A 15,722-nucleotide genomic window follows, 5' to 3' on the forward strand; every position below is an offset into this window, starting at 1 on the left:
CGCGCCCTGACGCCGCATCAGAGATGCGACGCCAAAGGCCTTGGGCCGGGCAGCCCGCTTACGCGGGCTGCTATCGGGCTTATTGGGCGCAGATCAGGGTTTGTTTCATCGCCGCTTGGGTGAAAGCGGCCAGTTCCTGCGTTTTCCAGTTATGATCGTAGTGGGCACTGACGATCTGCTGCCAATCGGCGCTGGCGACGATCAGTTCGGGACCGTTGCCGCAATCTCTGACACCGCCGGTGATGAAGTCTTCGCCGATGCGGTGATTGGTCAGTCCGGATAGGGTGGCGATTTCAGTCAGGTCATCATCCTTGAAACGCCAGATGCGTAGGGTCTTGGCCAGATGCGGGCGGTCGATGTAGGCGATTTCCACATAGCCGTCGCCGTCCAGATCTGCAGCGCCAATCGGTGCCAGCCATCGAAACCGGGTACCGATATGAGGCGTTGCGGCGATTTTTTCTCCGCGAGCATTGTAGATTGCGAGTTGCGCACCAAGCTGATCTTGGGATTCGACGACGACGACCTCGGGTGTGCTATCGGAGTCGATATCAACGAGCCGAGGTGAAAGGTCTTCGAAAACGCGATCCTCGGGAAGGCGGATCATCACGGTTCTGCGTCTGCGCTCGGCGTCGGCACTTTTGACGGTAAGTTCCAAAGCACCGTATTCGATGCTGTCACCCAAGACACCGTGGGGGTAGCGAGTGGTCGGTTCGGTGAAGCGGGCTTCGGTTATGAAATCCGCTGCCGTGCCGGGGCTTGCCCCTATCAGCCACAGGCTCATTGCCAACAGGGCGCCGCGTGTCCGACCTTGCCACAGGCGATCGGACCGACGCGGCGCTTTGGATGGCATCAGATCTGTTTTTCGGGCATTTGCACGACCAGACCATCCAGCTCATCCGTGACCTTGATCTGGCAGGTCAGGCGCGAGCGGGTCGGGTCGGGCTCAAAGGCAAAGTCCAGCATGTCCTCTTCCATGTCGTCCTTGGCCGGAACTTTCTCGACCCAGTCGGGGTGGAGGTACACATGGCAGGTCGAACAGGCGCAGGCACCGCCGCAATCGGCCTCGATGCCGGGAATGTTGTTGTCACGGGCCCCTTCCATGACGGTCAGTCCGTTGGCGACCTCGACTGTGTGTTCGGTACCGCCATGCTCGACATAGGTGATCTTTGCCATTGCGTGCGTCTTCCTTTTGCGATGTTCGAAACCTTCCTTAGTCAAGGCATCTAGGTCTTTCCAGCCTCATTTGCGACTCGGCACGCCGCGTCTGGACTTTCCTGATGTTTGTTCTATTTTTGTTCTCATGCTTGTTGCCCCTCTACGTTCCATTTCGCAAAACAGCGACTGGCCGCGCCCGCCTGCCTGTCTGCCCGCAAACCGGCTGGACGATCCGCCCGAGGGCGTGCGAGTCGCTGTGGCCGGGCTGGTGATCCTGCGGCAGAGGCCAGGGACGGCCAAGGGGGTGATCTTTGTCACGCTTGAGGATGAGACCGGGATTGTGAACGTTGTGGTCTGGCGCAAAATTTATGAGCAATTCCGGCGTGCGGTGATATCGGGGCGGTTGCTGAAGGTCACCGGCCGGATGCAGCGGGCGCATTCGGTGACCCATGTGATCGCGGAAGAGATCGAGGATATCTCGGGGATGCTGGATGTGCTGGTGCGGGGGGAGCAGTTGGGCTGACCCTAGCCTGAAACTATCGCTCTTCTGCGCGCCAAAAATGGTAGGCTTTGATCTTTTGAGCTTTGAACTCGGCATGCATTTCGTCGGACATTAGCAGTGGCAGATATGGATATCGTTTTTCACGCCAAAGATTGTGCTCTGCAGCCCTGTCCTTGCGGATAACAAGGTTCCGTGCCGTGGGCGGATCTAACTCCATTTGATCTCGTGACTTTTCGCCGACGATCTGAAAGGCCATCTTAACACTGGAGGCCTCATCGATAACTGTGTCGAGGTGCTTGGTCACGTTCAAGAAAAAGTATGCTGTATCGGGCTTTGAGCCATCCCTGTAGAAGGCTTCGATCGGAAGGATTTGGTGCACACCCGGATCGAATGCTTCCAAAATCTGACGCACGCGTTCAGAGATGATCCGAACACCACTTCTCGCAGAAAAGATATCTGGGAGACTCGCCGCCTGTTTTTTTAACAGCACTTTTTCCGGTGCTTCGCTTAATTCCAATCGGCGTTGTCCTGTATGAAAAACGCTCGGGACATCCTTTGGGATTCTTCCTGCGTCATATCTTTCGCCCCAACCCGGTAAGTCGAAACCTTTAAGGTAACGACCGGTTGCAGGGTAGTAACAAACATATGCCATTTGAATTTCTCGCCTGAAAATGTGCTTTAAATCAAATATGTGTCGCGCCATTGCAATGCCAGCGATGGCACAGTGTTTTGTTGTGTTTCAGGAGTGAATTGAGCTTCACCGCTTAAACAAGTTCCTCTGCGCCTGCTTGTCCCGGTGATCTCCGCGCAGCTCGGCATGTAACGCGCGTCCTGCTTGAACCCCCGGGCGGGCGCTCACCGTTTCAAGCCATCGAGTGAAATGTGGCTTGTCCTCTAAAACTTGCTGCTGACCTTCCCACAGGCTGGCCCAACCCCAGATCGACATGTCGGCGATGGAATAGAAATCGCCCGCGACGTATTCGTTCTCGGCCAATCGCCGGTCGAGCACTCCATACAACCGACCAACCTCGGTGCGGTAGCGGTCTTTGGGATAGGGGAGATCTTGCGGAGGCTCCAAATTAGGCGCGTATTTCAGAAAGTGGTGGGCCTGACCGGCCATCGGACCGACGCCTCCCATTTGCCACATCAGCCATTCTTCGACCGCGATCCGGTCGCGTTCGGTTTCGCCATAGAATTTCCCGGTCTTGCGGGCCAGATACATCAGGATCGCGCCGCTTTCGAACACGGAAACCGGCTCACCGTCCGGACCATCGGGATCGACGATGGCAGGCATCCGGTTGTTGGGGGAAATCTTCAGGAACTCAGGGTCGAACTGATCACCCTTGCCGATATTGATCAGATGCGTGGTGTAGGGCAGCTCCATCTCTTCCAAAGCGATGGACACTTTCCAGCCATTCGGCGTGGGCCAGAAATACAAGTCAATCATGATTTCTCCTCAGGTTGAGGCGATCATGAGGCTTTCTGTACAAACGGCAAGAGCCCTTTTGGGCGGCACGGGGCAAAGAGCCGTGACCAGCGGCGGGTGGACCATCTGGGCAGGCCCTGCAGTATCGGTGGTAAGCTCAGCCAGTTCTCATTTCGCAGTAGGGCATTATAGATGTGCAGAACGCCGGGCTGGACCAATGGCAAATCCGGCGTTGTTGGTTTCCATGCAGGGCGAATGTGTCATCGATAGCATTTATCCTGGTTACTGGCATCTGCTCCGACTTACACAAGGTGTTGTGGTGCTGATGTGTCATGGCGCTATGACGCTCTGATCAAAGGACGGTTGCAGAACCGTGATGATGCCTTTGGCAGGGTTGACGAGTCCGCAAGTGCGGCGTAAGGGCAACAACACTACGTGGCGATTTGTTACCGGATTGCGGGCCACGCTAAACCAAACCGCTAAAAGGTCAGGATGAAAGGCCCCTTTCGCTTGACCGCGTCTGGGGTTTTTTTGATGCCCTTGCCAGACAAGGGTCGAGAGGAATGACATGAGCGAGAGCTGGAACAAACGCACCCAAGCCGTCCACGGCGGCATCCGTCGCAGCCAATATAACGAGGTCAGCGAGGCGATCTTTCTGACGCAGGGCTTCGTCTATGAGAACGCCGAACAGGCCGAGGCGCGGTTTATCGAGACCGGTCCGGATGAGTTCATTTATGCTCGATATGGCAATCCCACCGTGTCGATGTTTGAGCAACGGATTGCAGCGCTGGAAGGCGCTGAGGACGCGTTTGCAACGGCGTCCGGTATGGCCGCTGTGAACGGTGCGCTAACTTCAATGCTGAAAGCTGGCGACCATATCGTCTCAGCCAAGGCACTGTTCGGCTCGTGCCTGTATATCGTCGAGAACATTCTGACCCGTTTCGGTGTCGATGTGACATTTGTTGACGGCACGGACCTGGAACAATGGAAAGCGGCTATCCGGCCCGACACCAAGGCGGTGTTCTTTGAATCCATGTCGAACCCGACGCTTGAAGTGATCGACATTGCCTCCGTCGCCGAACTGGCCCACGCGGTTGGCGCGCTGGTGATTGTAGATAACGTCTTCTCGACGCCGGTCTTCTCGCGCGCGATCGAGCAAGGTGCCGATGTGGTCATCTACTCTGCAACTAAGCATATCGACGGGCAGGGCCGTGCGCTGGGCGGTGTCATCATCGGCACCAAGGACTTTATCCGTGGCACGGTTGAGCCTTATTTAAAGCATACCGGAGGTGCGCTCAGCCCGTTTAACGCCTGGATCATGCTGAAAGGTTTGGAGACCATGGCGCTGCGAGTGAATGCGCAGGCCGAGACCGCTCAGAATGTGGCAGAGGCGCTGGAAGGTCACGCAGCGTTGGAGCGGACGCTGTATCCGGGTTTGAAGACACACGCTCAAAACGATTTGGTGCAGTCGCAGCTAGGTGGTAAGGGCGGAACGGTTCTGTCACTGGACATCAAGGGTGGGAAAGAGGCCGCGTTTGCGTTCCTCAATGCGATGACGATCCCGGTGATCTCGAACAACCTTGGCGACGCCAAGTCGATTGCAACGCACCCGGCGACCACGACGCATCAGCGGCTGAGCGATGAGCAGAAAGACGAGTTGGGTATCACCCCCGGCCTGATCCGCCTGTCCATCGGTCTGGAAGACGCTGGCGACTTGCTTGCCGATATTAAGCGAGCATTGGACGTTTCTCAGCGCTGAAATCAATCTATATTCTGCTATGCCCGCGATGAAACTGCATGATAGGGGCGCAAGTTCCGAATTCCGTGCTGAAATTCATCCGGGCTGTGCTTTGACGCGTATACGGTTAAACTGGAAAATCCGTCGAAGCTGTATATAGTCCGGCGACCAACCGAGGAGCCCCTATCAATGAATGTGCACCCCCGTGACATTGATGATGCGCCAGACAGTAAAGAGGCCGCTGCCGCGCTGAAAACTCTGCGCAAGTGGGTCGAAACAGCGACCGAAGCTGAAATCAGTCAGCTCGACCCGGCCGTGGCACGTCTTGTCCCTGGGCTGGTGCCGGTGAACTATCCGACCTTATCGCGCGACTACCCCGAGGCGTTTGAGGTCGACGCGGCCTATCGTGCATCGCTGCCGGATCTTCAGAACGGCCCGTCCAGCCTGATCCGCGGGGCCAAACAGCAGATTCAGCATGTAGGCATCTCGAATTTCCGCCTGCCGATCCGCTTTCATCGCAAGCATGGCGAAGACCTGACGCTTGAGACCTCGGTCACCGGGACGGTCAGCCTTGAGGCCGAGAAAAAGGGCATCAACATGTCCCGGATCATGCGCTCGTTCTACAAACACGCCGAGCGTACGTTCAGCTTTGAAGTGATGGAAGCCGCGCTGAACGATTACATGACCGATCTGGACAGCTTTGATGCGCGTATCCAGATGCGCTTTTCCTATCCGGATCGAGTCCAAAGCCTTCGTTCGGGGCTGGAAGGGTACCAGTATTACGACATTGCGCTGGAATTGGTTGAGCAGAACGGCGTGCGTCAGAAGATTATGCATCTGGACTATGTCTATTCGTCGACCTGCCCATGTTCTCTGGAACTCAGCGAACACGCACGTTCTCAGCGTGGTCAGCTTGCAACGCCGCACTCGCAGCGTTCTGTCGCACGGATTTCGGTTGTTGTGGATTGCGCTGCAGACTGCCTGTGGTTTGAGGATTTGATCGCGCTCTGCCGCCGTGCGGTGCCGACCGAAACGCAGGTGATGGTCAAACGCGAGGACGAACAAGCCTTTGCCGAACTGAACGCTGCCAACCCGATCTTCGTCGAAGACGCTGCGCGCCTGTTCTGTGCCGAACTTCTGGCCGATCACCATGTCGGCGATTTCCGCGTGGTGGCCAGTCATCAGGAAAGCCTGCACAGCCACGATGCAGTATCTGTTCTGACCGAAGGTCCGACCTTTGTTTCCTCCAGCCTTGATCCGCGTCTGTTCTCGACTCTGTTCCATGTTGGGTGACTGAACAGCGCGCCTGCAAGTCTCAAAATTAGACTATCGGCGAATTTTTGCCGCATCGCAGCAAATAATGCTGCGTACGCACTGTGTTTCGCGCTAAAATAGCGGGGTATGCAGCCGTGGTGTGCGCGATCATGCCACTCTGAAAGGAAGCCGAGACGTGCGACGCCCCGGGATTTCAGGCCTAGTTAGCCCGTCCGAGAAATCCGGACGGAGTGCGGACGATCTTTCCTTTGGCGGCTGTATCGCTTTCACAGGAGAAATGACGAATGAATCCGATTACCCAACCGCTGGAATTCCAGGCGGCGGCTATTCGTATGGCCGGCTACGCGGTTAGCAACCAACTGAAGATCATGCAAATTTTTGCCACCTCGGCTATGGAGCTGCCGTTCGTACCGGTACACGCACTGCACGTGTCCTCTTCGGTTCCCGCACCGGTAACACCAAAGCCGGAATTCAAGTCTAAAGCGGCCGCCGCCAAGCCCGCGGCCAAAGCCAAAGCAGGGCCAAAGCCGAAAGCCAAACCAGCGGTCCGGGCCAAAGTGGCAACCAAACCCATGGCCGAATCACCGAAGCCTGTCACCGTCAAGTCTGTAGCCACTCCGGCGAAGGCACCAGCTTCTCCGACGGCGGCAAAGCCTGTAAACACGGCAACTCCGCAGGAAGTGAAACCGGCAGCAGCGCCCGCAAAGCCAGCGGTTCGAGCCCGCCAGTCAACTGCAGCAGTCAAACCCGCGCCCAAGGCGCAAACGGTTAAACCCACCGCGGCAAAGCCAGCTGCTAAACCTGCAGCACCCAAGGCTCCGACGAAAGTTGCAGCGCCTAAACCTGTTGCCCCCAAGGCATCGGCAAAGCCAGCGACCAAACCTAACGAAAAAACCGCAGCAGCAAATGCACCGGCGAAGCCTGCAGCGCCCAAGGCAGCCACCTCGTCTGTGACTCCCAAAACTGAGCCAGCGAAACCTGTGGCACCGAATCCGGCGGCAGCAAAGCCCGCTGCGCCCAAGGTTCCTGCCAAACCTGCTACACCCAAGGTAGAACCCGCTCAGGCTGCGGCCCCACAACGCCGGACACGCACGCCGTCGAAACCGCCCGCAATGCCCACACCTGTCAGCAAAACGGACAAGTAAACGGGACATCCGCTTGACACAGTCGTGCAGGCGCGCCAACGCTGCGCCTCATGACGGACATGCGCCCGGTTGGATATGTGATTGGCCTGTTGGTCGCCATTCTAGGGGCGACCATGATGCTGCCTATGCTTGCGGATCTCATCGAAGGTCGGGGCGAGTGGCATGTATTCCTGGAAAGCGGCATTATCACCATTCTGACCGGAGTGGTCCTATCCATCAGCTGCTCCAACGGGGTGGGCGAAGGTCTGACGATCCGCCAGACCTTCTTGCTGACCACTGGCGTCTGGGTCGCGCTGCCATTCTTCGGCGCGATCCCGTTTCTGATTGGTGAAACCGAACTGCGCTTTGTCGATGCATATTTCGAGGCGATGTCGGGGCTGACCACCACCGGCTCGACGGTGATTTCCGGCCTCGATGATTTACCCCAGGGGTTGCTGTTGTGGCGCGGACTGCTGCAATGGCTGGGCGGCATCGGTATCATCGTTGTAGCCATGGTTTTCCTTCCCGAGCTGCGGGTCGGGGGGATGCAAATCTTCCGCTCGGAAGGGTTTGAAACCATGGGAAAAATCCTGCCACGCGCGCAGGAGATCGCGGGCCAGATTTCCCTGATCTACGTCTTTCTTACCTTCGTTTGCGCACTGGTTTATGCCGGTCTCGGGATGAGCTTTTTCGACGCTGTGGTGCACGCGATGACCACCATCGCGACAGGTGGATTCGCCAACTACGATTCCTCTTTCGCGCAGTTTTCGGGACCGACCGAGTACGCAGCCGCGGTCTTCATGATCCTCGCGGCGCTGCCCTTCGTACGTTACGTTCAGTTCGCCAATGGCAATACCAACTCTTTGTGGCAGGACAGCCAGATTAAGACCTTTCTGGCAACAATTCTGGTATTGGTCGCGGTCATGGCTGTGTTCCTGATCTCGGTCTTTCCGCACCACTGGGAACAGGCCTTCCGAGAATCCCTGTTCAACATCACGTCGATCATTTCCGGTACAGGATATGCCAGTGTCGACTATATGACTTGGGGCAGTTTTCCGGTCATGCTGTTCTTTCTGATCGGCCTGATCGGAGGTTGCGCGGGCTCGACCGCCTGTTCGATCAAGATTTTCCGTTATCAATTGCTGTTCGCTTCGATCAAAACCCAGATCCGACGCATCCGCTCGCCGCATGGCGTCTTTACCCCGCAATACGGAGGGCGCACGATCGGGACGGATGTTTTAACCTCGGTGATGAGTTTTTTCATGTTCTTCGTGCTGTCGCTGGGTGTGTTGGCTTGGGCGCTCGCGCTGACGGGGCTGGACTTTATCACCTCGGTCTCGGGGGCCGCCACCGCACTGGCCAACGTGGGGCCAGGGTTGGGGGGGCAGATCGGACCATCGGGCAATTTCGCTGGGCTTAACGATACGGCCAAATGGTTGCTGTCCATCGGCATGCTGGTCGGGCGGCTTGAACTGCTGGCCGTCTACGCTCTGTTTACCGTCCAATTCTGGAGAAACTGATGAGAAGACCTCTGGGTGCTCAGATTTCGCACATGCTGAAGGATCGCAGTGTCGACGTGATTTTCGGTATCCCCGGCGTGCATAATCAGGAAATGTACCGTGGCATAGAAGAGGCGGGCATCACACATGTTTTGGCCCGGCACGAACAGGGGGCAGGGTTCATGGCTGATGGCTATGCCCGCGCGACTGGCAAGCCCGGAGTGGCCTATGTGATCACCGGGCCTGGGCTGTGCAACATCATGACACCGATGGGGCAGGCTTATTCAGACTCGGTGCCGATGCTGGTGATGTCGTCTTGCTTGGATGAATCGCAGGCAGTTCGCGGGCAGTTGCACCAAATGAAGGATCAGCGCGGGGCTGCCGAGACTGTAACCGACTGGTCGCATCAGGCGAACACCGCGCAGGCGGCCTATGGGCTGGTCGAACGGGCTTTCGAAGAATTTGAATTGTCGCGTCCGCGCCCGAAACACATTCAAGTGCCGATTGCGCAGCTTGAGGCTGATGCCGATCCCGCGCCGTTTCCCAATCAGCCGGGCCTGCGGACCAGAGCCTTACCACCGGATGTTGCTCCGGTGCTGTCGCTGCTCAATATCGCGCGCAGACCGCTGTTTATTCTGGGGGGAGGTGCCCGCTCGAATTTGTGGCGGCAGATTTTGACTCAGCTTGGTGCTGCGTGTTTTACGACTTACGCAGGGCGCGGAATGGCGGGGTTAGGCTATGCGCTCGACTTTGGCGCCACGCTGTCGCGCCCCGACAGTGCCGAGCTGATCGGTTCCGCTGACCTTGTGGTTGCGGTAGGCGCAGAGTTGGGTGAAGTCGACCTCTGGCGCGACACGCTGGGGCAATCCGTCCATCTGGTGAGGGTTGATCTTGATCCTAAGGTTCTGTCCGACCATCACCGCGCTGGGATCAAGTTGCAAGCGGATGGTGAGAGCTTTGCAAAGGCGCTTTGGGCTGCGATTGACCACGTGAAACCAGCCACCGGATGGGCCGCAGAAGAAATCGCCGAAACGCGCAGCCGCTGGCGCGCGGAATTGGACACCGAACGTCCGGGAATCCTGCCGGTTCTGGATGCTCTGCGCGATGCAATGCCTGCTGACACAATGATCTACTCCGACATGACCCAAATTGCCTATGTGGCGAAAGAGGCTTGGGACATGGCCTATCCTTATCATTGGCACCATCCGACCGGATTTGGCACCTTGGGTTATGGCCTGCCAGCCGGTATTGGTGGTGCAGTTGCCCGTCGAGGTAAGCCCACTGCGGTGATCGCGGGGGACTACGGATTCCACTACACAATGATGGAATTGGGCGTTGCGGTAGAGCTGGGCCTGTCCTTGCCCATCATCCTGTGGGACAACGGCAAGCTGAAAGAGATCGAGGATAGCATGGTTCGAGGTCAGATCGCCCCCAACGCGGTCGTTGCTCGCAACCCCGATTTCTGCAAACTGGCCGAGGCCTTTGGGGCTTTGTCCGCTGCGCCATCCAACATTGAGGAAATGCAGGCCACCGTGCGTTCCGCCTTTGATGCACCGGTTCCAACCCTTATCCGAGTGACGCCGAACATCGTCTATTAAAAAAACGCCGCCCAATGAGGCGGCGTTTTTATTTTCCGGACCGGTTCAATCCCAGCAGTGCACCAGCACGGTCATCCCGTTGGCCCTGCGGCTGAGTTCATTGGGCGAGATTTCAGCGGTCGACTGACTGGACTGACCGGACACGCCCGCCTTTTCCAGAACCGTATTCAGCCGCTCCACCGTGGCAGCCAGGCTGACCGAAGCAGGCAGGGTGCGTCCGTCGGACGGAGCGGGCAGCAGCATGCCGACGACCTGACCGGCGTCATCAAACACAGGACCGCCCGCGTCGCCCGGCTGGGCCGCCAGAGCCAGGCGTTTCACACCGTCTTCGCCGTTCAACCCGCGCACGTCTGAGATTTGACCGAAGGTCAGCGTCGGCGCGCCCAACGCACCCTGATATGAGAAACCCGACACCGCGACTTCGGACTGGATCCGAGGGTTGTCCGCGCTGAATTCAGCGATGCTGATTGGGGCAAGGCTGCGGCTGGGGCGCAGAACGGCTACGCCAAGATCGGCGTCCGACCAGGCGACCTGAAGTTCCTGATCACCGTCCAGCGTGATCCGAGAGCAGCTGTTGGCGGCTTCTGATACCGTTAGGACTGTGCCGTTCGCATCCGTGAAGAAGCCGGACCGGGACAGGCGGGGCTTGCGCACCTGCAGACCCGAGACGAGGTCGATCCCTTGTTCCGCATCGGCACCTGCGCCTGCGTCCAGAACGGCATCATTTGTCCTGAAGCTGGCCTTGATCGCCGCCAGAACCCGTGCCCGGCGCGCCTCATCGCCTTCGGGCCAGACGAGCGTAAAGCCCTTGATCCGACCATCGCTCAACGCAGCTTCTGTGTAGGACACGATCCCGTTGCCGCGCCCTTCTAGCGTAAAGCGGTCGCCGCGCAGTTCTCGTGGGCCTCCCAGAGGAACGATCTCCAGTGATTGCATCACCTCGTACAGCGCGCGAAGTGTGGCCTTGTCGCCTTCTTGACTGATCAGCAGTACTTGGGCGTTCAGATCGTTGGTGCTATTGAAATGCGCGAAGGGGGCTTCATAGCGGTCGAAGCCGACAACACCCAGCGGCAGGTCCAGATCAATTCCGGCTTGCGGGTCCGAATAGCGCTCCATGCCAACGCTGATCAGCGGTGCGTTATAGTCTTCCATCAACGCTTTACGCTGCGCCGTGGTCAGAACACCTGTGGCATCAAAGCCGTTGAACCGCTGCCAGTCGCCCATCGAGCGGCGCGTTCCCTGACCGAAAGCGCCGTCAATTGTTGCATTGTAAAACCCTGCAGCCTGAAGGGCTGTCTGCAAATCCCGGCGCTCTTGCGCGGTCAGCAGCCGTTCGGATTGCAGAGCCTGAGACCGGGTTTCATCAGAAGGTTCCGGTGTTAGCCCAGAAATACTTGGTTCAGGTTGCGGTGTGTTTTCGACGGGTGGTGTCACCACTCCCCGGTTTAAGATGTTTGCGCCGACTGGCCAGAATTGCTGACCCAGCGAGCTTGAGAACGCGATGTAGCTATCGGCCGGGATCTGTCCCTCGGCCCGGTAGACACGCAAAACCTGTTCGGCATCGCTGCGTAAATAGGGCCCAATAACAATGGCATACCATCCAGAGTTCAGGCGAAAACCGTTCACGTCAGGCAGGGCGTTTGCATAGACTTGCGCGCGCTCTTGTGCTTCGCGCAACGAGGGTTGTGCCTCGACCTGCACCCAGACCCCTGCGTCCTGCTGCGCAAATACGGCGCGCACGCCGAAGAGAAATAGAAACAAAATTGCAGTGAATATTCGTGTCATTGTCTGCCCGTGTTCGCAGTGTTTTAACTTTGTCGCAGGTTACGCGATTTGGGGTCGGGAACGCCATGCTTGGAATACGGGGAATTTCCAGTGTGGCGGCGCAGTGACAGCGGGGACCCATTGGCCCGTTGACGCCCCTTGGCCCCTTGCATAGGAAGGGCAAAACCGACCGGAACCGGGCGCAGATGTGCCCAAAGGGAATGTCATGACCGAACCGTCCAATGCACCTCGTTCTTTTCAGGAAATTATCCTGCGGCTTCAGACTTATTGGGCGTCGAAAGGCTGCGCCATCCTGCAGCCCTATGATATGGAGGTGGGCGCGGGCACCTTTCACCCGGCCACAACTCTGCGTGCGCTTGGGTCCAAAGTCTGGGCTGCAGCTTATGTGCAGCCGTCACGTCGCCCCACCGACGGGCGCTACGGCGAGAACCCGAACCGGTTGCAGCACTACTATCAATATCAGGTACTGATCAAACCCAGTCCGCCGGATTTGCAAGAACTTTATCTTGGCAGTCTTGAGGCCATCGGCATCGACATGAACCTGCACGACATCCGGTTCGTCGAGGACGACTGGGAAAGCCCGACGCTGGGGGCCTGGGGTCTGGGCTGGGAAGTCTGGTGCGACGGGATGGAAGTCAGCCAGTTCACCTATTTCCAGCAGGTTGGCGGTCATGACTGTGCGCCGGTGTCGGGTGAGTTGACCTATGGTCTGGAGCGTCTGGCCATGTACGTTCTGGGCATCGATCACGTGATGGACATGCCCTTTAATGACCCTCAGTCACCCAGCCCACTGACCTATGGCGACGTCTTCAAACAGACCGAGGAAGAATACGCCCGCTGGAACTTCGACGTGGCCAACACCGAGGTTCTGCTGCGTCACTTCGAAGAGGCCGAGGCTGAGTGCGCCGCCATTCTGACGCAGGAACATGACGATCCAAAAACCGGTAAGCGCATCATCATGGCACACCCGGCCTATGATCAATGCATCAAGGCCAGCCATGTCTTCAACCTGCTGGACGCGCGGGGCGTGATCTCGGTGACAGAACGGCAGGCCTATATCGGCCGGGTTCGGGCGCTCGCCAAACAATGCGCCGATGCGTTTCTTTTGACTGAGGCTGCCGGGTTCGAGGCCTGATGGGGCGCTCAGGCCAATCCCGGCAGCAGCACTTTCAGGCCGTCTGCGATCATCCCGATTGCGATGGCCGACAGGATCATGCCCATAAAGCGGCTCATGATCACGCGAGCGTTTTCAGACAGGCGTTTGGACAAAGCCGAAGCGTTCCAGAAGGTGACAAACAGCAGGAACAGAACGGCCAGAAACACGCCCGCATAGATGATGGTGTCCGCGGGCTTGGAGATATGGTGCGCATAAAGGATCAGCGTCGTGATCGTACCCGGGCCAACCAGAATGGGAAAGGCCAACGGGTAGAAGGCCACCGTTGCAGGTTCGGGATAGGCTTGCTTTTCCCCCTCGGTTCCGTGGTGCGAGGTGCTTTCGTTACCGTTCAGCATGTTCAGACCGATCATCAGAACGACCAGACCACCCGCAACACGCAGGTCGTCCACGCTGATCCCGAACAGGCCCAGTGTTTGGTTGCCGATGGCTGCAAACGCGCCGCCGAGGATCAGACAATAGGTCGCCGTTTTCGCTGCAACCTTGCGTTGGTCAGCCGGCGTCAGGCCGTCGGTGACACTCAGGAAAACGGGCAGGTTGGTGATAGGGTTCATGATCGCAAACAACGCGCCGAAGAACCCAACGGCAAGGGTCATGTCCATTCCAAAAGCCTCGTTTCGACCTGTATCGGTTTGGAAACTGGCCTATTTCCTATGAAGTTGAAAGAGACCGCGTGATTAGGATGCTCGAAAGATGACGGGAAAACTGCTAGCAATTATTCTTCTTGCGTCGGCGGCGCTGGCCGGAGCGGGCATGTATTACCTTCAGGTCTACGGGTTTTACTATGACGTCGCTGCCCGGCCCGGTGAGGATGTGGTGCTTCTGTCCAAAGGCTCTGAAATCCCAGAACCCATCGCGTATTCGGCGTTTCAGGCGATTGATGCCGACAGTTCTCCGATCCGTTACCGGGCTTGTTTTGAAACTGAGCTTACAGTCGAAGACCTCGCCGCTTATCAGCCGGTCGAAAACCCGGAACCTCTGACTGCGCCGGGATGGTTTGACTGCTACGATGCGGTGGCCATCGCCGAGGCGCTGAAATCTGGACAGGCACAGGCATTCATGGGGGCCAAAAACATCCATTATGGTGTCGACCGCATCGTCGCGGTGACCGCAAACGGCAAGGGTTATGTCTGGCACGCGCTGAACAATTGCGGTGAAAAAGCCTATGACGGAACGGTTGTGGGCGAGGAATGCCCGCCCCGACCGGAGAACTGAGGGGAACATGACAGACGCCGCGATCCATATTCCTAATTTTCTGACCGCCACGCTTGGCATCGCGGTCTATCTGATTGGCGCCGAGATCAACGCTCGGGTCGCGCTGCTGCGTCAATTCAATATCCCCGAGCCGGTCACAGGTGGTTTGCTGGCGTCTCTTGTATTGCTGTTTCTGTATCTCGTGGCCGGGCTTGAGCTGACGTTCGACCTTGCCTCGCGGGATTTCCTGCTGATCGTGTTCTTTGCCGGGATTGGTTTGAATGCGCGGCTGGCCGACTTGATTTCCGGCGGCAAGCCATTGTTCCTGCTTCTCATTCTGACGTTGGTGACTATCGTTGCCCAGAATGCCGTCGGTGCCGCCGGAGCGGTTGCCTTTGGCTACCCGGCCCAGGCTGGGGTTCTTTTTGGTTCTGCGTCGCTGATTGGCGGGCATGGTACAGCCATCGCATGGGCCCCCGAGGTTGGCGCTGTCACCGGGCTTGAGGGCGCGACCGAACTCGGCGTGGCCGTGGCGACGCTTGGCCTTGTGCTGGCTGCGCTGGTGGGCGGACCGATTGCCCGCCTATTGGTCGAAGGCAAGAAATTGACCCCGGAGCGCCCGGACGAAGAACACACGGTTGGGCTGCCGGATGGCGCCACCGAGGCCGAGACCAGAATCGACCACCTGACCATCATGCGCGTGTTGCTCTATCTGAACCTGGCGATCATCTTCGGCTATTTTCTAAGCGAGGCAATCGCGGCCACCGGGTTGAAGCTGCCCTTGTTCGTGCCCTGCCTGATCATGGGGATCGTCATTGCCAACATTCGCGCGGCGGTCGTGCCCAAAGCGCCGCCGGTGTCCCGGACTCCCTCGCTGGCGCTGATCTCCGAGTTTTCGCTGGGTGCGTTTCTGGCCATGTCGCTGATGAGCCTGCAACTCTGGACCATTGCCGAGCTGGGTCTTGCCATTGTTGTCATTATGGGGGCGCAAACCCTGTTTGCCGTGGCTTTCGTGATTTGGGTGCTGTTCCCGGTGATGGGCAGCAACTACCGCGCTGCTGTTCTGTCTGCAGGGTTTGGCGGCTTCGCCTTGGGTGCCACCCCCACCGCTATCGCCAATATGACCGCAGTTACCAAGCGATATGGCCCGTCGCCTATTGCCTTTATCGTGCTGCCCCTTGTATCCGCCTTCTTTGTGGACATCGCCAATGCCATCGTCATCCAGACGATCGTCAATTTCTAAGGACCGAAA

The 15,722-nt window shown here is 58.0% G+C and carries 15 protein-coding genes and 1 riboswitch; of the genes, 8 read left to right on the forward strand and 7 right to left on the reverse strand.

From position 1 onward, the window contains the following. Positions 1 to 79: 79 nt before the first annotated feature. Together ABLN94_RS07525 and ABLN94_RS07530 are read right to left on the reverse strand one after the other, a co-directional pair. Positions 80 to 850, reverse strand: coding sequence for an FG-GAP repeat domain-containing protein (locus ABLN94_RS07525; protein WP_417750509.1), 771 nt, complete (start codon positions 848 to 850; stop codon positions 80 to 82). Further along, entirely contained in the window at positions 850 to 1,173 is a 324-nt protein-coding gene (locus ABLN94_RS07530) for a 2Fe-2S iron-sulfur cluster-binding protein (protein ID WP_352991113.1), read from the reverse strand. Before ABLN94_RS07530 ends, ABLN94_RS07525 begins: the two co-directional genes overlap by 1 nt. 127 nt (positions 1,174 to 1,300) lie before the next feature. Between ABLN94_RS07530 and ABLN94_RS07535 the strand changes: the two genes are divergently transcribed. Next, positions 1,301 to 1,678: an OB-fold nucleic acid binding domain-containing protein gene (locus ABLN94_RS07535; protein WP_352991115.1), complete on the forward strand. Its 378-nt coding sequence runs from the start codon at positions 1,301 to 1,303 to the stop codon at positions 1,676 to 1,678. Positions 1,679 to 1,691: 13 nt separating this feature from the next. Here the strand turns inward: ABLN94_RS07535 and ABLN94_RS07540 are convergent, their stop codons facing one another. Continuing rightward, positions 1,692 to 2,360, reverse strand: a complete 669-nt coding sequence (locus tag ABLN94_RS07540; protein WP_352991117.1) for an imm11 family protein — start codon at positions 2,358 to 2,360, stop codon at positions 1,692 to 1,694. Positions 2,361 to 2,414: 54 nt separating this feature from the next. Continuing rightward, positions 2,415 to 3,104, reverse strand: a complete 690-nt coding sequence (locus tag ABLN94_RS07545; protein WP_352991119.1) for a glutathione S-transferase N-terminal domain-containing protein — start codon at positions 3,102 to 3,104, stop codon at positions 2,415 to 2,417. A 404-nt stretch (positions 3,105 to 3,508) separates the two neighbouring features. Then, positions 3,509 to 3,586: riboswitch (SAM riboswitch) on the forward strand. 65 nt (positions 3,587 to 3,651) lie between these two features. Here ABLN94_RS07545 and metZ point away from each other — a divergent pair. Both metZ and folE2 read left to right on the forward strand, forming a co-directional pair. Next, positions 3,652 to 4,842, forward strand: a complete 1,191-nt coding sequence (metZ, locus tag ABLN94_RS07550; RefSeq protein ID WP_352991121.1) for an O-succinylhomoserine sulfhydrylase — start codon at positions 3,652 to 3,654, stop codon at positions 4,840 to 4,842. 168 nt (positions 4,843 to 5,010) lie between these two features. Further along, positions 5,011 to 6,114 (forward strand): GTP cyclohydrolase FolE2, encoded by a 1,104-nt coding sequence (gene folE2, locus ABLN94_RS07555; protein WP_352991123.1) that lies wholly within the window; start codon positions 5,011 to 5,013, stop codon positions 6,112 to 6,114. 322 nt (positions 6,115 to 6,436) lie between these two features. On the opposite strand, the gene ABLN94_RS07560 is transcribed toward folE2, so the two are convergent. Beyond that, on the reverse strand, positions 6,437 to 7,129 hold the full coding sequence (locus tag ABLN94_RS07560) for a hypothetical protein (RefSeq protein ID WP_352991126.1): 693 nt from the start codon (positions 7,127 to 7,129) through the stop codon (positions 6,437 to 6,439). Positions 7,130 to 7,291: 162 nt separating this feature from the next. Here ABLN94_RS07560 and ABLN94_RS07565 point away from each other — a divergent pair, with 162 nt between their 5' ends. Both ABLN94_RS07565 and ABLN94_RS07570 read left to right on the forward strand, forming a co-directional pair. After that, a complete protein-coding gene (locus ABLN94_RS07565) occupies positions 7,292 to 8,740 on the forward strand; it encodes a TrkH family potassium uptake protein (protein WP_352991129.1) in 1,449 nt (482 codons plus the stop codon). Further along, positions 8,740 to 10,317 (forward strand): thiamine pyrophosphate-binding protein, encoded by a 1,578-nt coding sequence (locus ABLN94_RS07570; RefSeq protein ID WP_352991132.1) that lies wholly within the window; start codon positions 8,740 to 8,742, stop codon positions 10,315 to 10,317. The genes ABLN94_RS07565 and ABLN94_RS07570 overlap by 1 nt, the downstream gene beginning before the upstream one ends. A 45-nt stretch (positions 10,318 to 10,362) precedes the next feature. Here the strand turns inward: ABLN94_RS07570 and ABLN94_RS07575 are convergent, their stop codons facing one another. Next, a complete protein-coding gene (locus tag ABLN94_RS07575; RefSeq protein WP_352991135.1) occupies positions 10,363 to 12,102 on the reverse strand; it encodes a serine protease in 1,740 nt (579 codons plus the stop codon). Positions 12,103 to 12,307: 205 nt separating this feature from the next. On the opposite strand from ABLN94_RS07575, the gene ABLN94_RS07580 reads away from it, so the two are divergent. Next, positions 12,308 to 13,237: a glycine--tRNA ligase subunit alpha gene (locus ABLN94_RS07580; RefSeq protein ID WP_352991138.1), complete on the forward strand. Its 930-nt coding sequence runs from the start codon at positions 12,308 to 12,310 to the stop codon at positions 13,235 to 13,237. Between the two features lie 8 nt (positions 13,238 to 13,245). On the opposite strand, the gene ABLN94_RS07585 is transcribed toward ABLN94_RS07580, so the two are convergent. Further along, positions 13,246 to 13,878, reverse strand: coding sequence for a MarC family protein (locus ABLN94_RS07585; protein WP_352991141.1), 633 nt, complete (start codon positions 13,876 to 13,878; stop codon positions 13,246 to 13,248). 91 nt (positions 13,879 to 13,969) lie between these two features. Here ABLN94_RS07585 and ABLN94_RS07590 point away from each other — a divergent pair, with 91 nt between their 5' ends. Next, positions 13,970 to 14,491 carry a DUF6446 family protein gene (locus ABLN94_RS07590; RefSeq protein ID WP_352991143.1) on the forward strand — a complete coding sequence of 174 codons (522 nt, stop codon included), beginning with the start codon at positions 13,970 to 13,972 and terminating at the stop codon, positions 14,489 to 14,491. A gap of 7 nt (positions 14,492 to 14,498) precedes the next feature. Next, positions 14,499 to 15,713 (forward strand): sodium/glutamate symporter, encoded by a 1,215-nt coding sequence (gene gltS / locus ABLN94_RS07595; protein WP_352991146.1) that lies wholly within the window; start codon positions 14,499 to 14,501, stop codon positions 15,711 to 15,713. The last annotated feature ends 9 nt before the right edge of the window (positions 15,714 to 15,722 follow it).

It is taken from the genome of Ruegeria sp. SCP11 (assembly GCF_040329455.1).
Classification (GTDB): domain Bacteria; phylum Pseudomonadota; class Alphaproteobacteria; order Rhodobacterales; family Rhodobacteraceae; genus Ruegeria; species Ruegeria atlantica_E.

Excerpts from the sequence above, each read along its gene's own strand:
- ABLN94_RS07525 (WP_417750509.1), bottom strand. The coding sequence starts at position 850 with ATGCCATCCAAAGCGCCGCGTCGGTCCGATCGCCTGTGGCAAGGTCGG.
- ABLN94_RS07530 (WP_352991113.1), bottom strand. The coding sequence starts at position 1,173 with ATGGCAAAGATCACCTATGTCGAGCATGGCGGTACCGAACACACAGTC.
- ABLN94_RS07535 (WP_352991115.1), top strand. The coding sequence starts at position 1,301 with ATGCTTGTTGCCCCTCTACGTTCCATTTCGCAAAACAGCGACTGGCCG.
- ABLN94_RS07540 (WP_352991117.1), bottom strand. The coding sequence starts at position 2,360 with ATGGCGCGACACATATTTGATTTAAAGCACATTTTCAGGCGAGAAATT.
- ABLN94_RS07545 (WP_352991119.1), bottom strand. The coding sequence starts at position 3,104 with ATGATTGACTTGTATTTCTGGCCCACGCCGAATGGCTGGAAAGTGTCC.
- metZ (WP_352991121.1), top strand. The coding sequence starts at position 3,652 with ATGAGCGAGAGCTGGAACAAACGCACCCAAGCCGTCCACGGCGGCATC.
- folE2 (WP_352991123.1), top strand. The coding sequence starts at position 5,011 with ATGAATGTGCACCCCCGTGACATTGATGATGCGCCAGACAGTAAAGAG.
- ABLN94_RS07565 (WP_352991129.1), top strand. The coding sequence starts at position 7,292 with ATGACGGACATGCGCCCGGTTGGATATGTGATTGGCCTGTTGGTCGCC.
- ABLN94_RS07570 (WP_352991132.1), top strand. The coding sequence starts at position 8,740 with ATGAGAAGACCTCTGGGTGCTCAGATTTCGCACATGCTGAAGGATCGC.
- ABLN94_RS07575 (WP_352991135.1), bottom strand. The coding sequence starts at position 12,102 with ATGACACGAATATTCACTGCAATTTTGTTTCTATTTCTCTTCGGCGTG.
- ABLN94_RS07580 (WP_352991138.1), top strand. The coding sequence starts at position 12,308 with ATGACCGAACCGTCCAATGCACCTCGTTCTTTTCAGGAAATTATCCTG.
- ABLN94_RS07585 (WP_352991141.1), bottom strand. The coding sequence starts at position 13,878 with ATGGACATGACCCTTGCCGTTGGGTTCTTCGGCGCGTTGTTTGCGATC.
- ABLN94_RS07590 (WP_352991143.1), top strand. The coding sequence starts at position 13,970 with ATGACGGGAAAACTGCTAGCAATTATTCTTCTTGCGTCGGCGGCGCTG.
- gltS (WP_352991146.1), top strand. The coding sequence starts at position 14,499 with ATGACAGACGCCGCGATCCATATTCCTAATTTTCTGACCGCCACGCTT.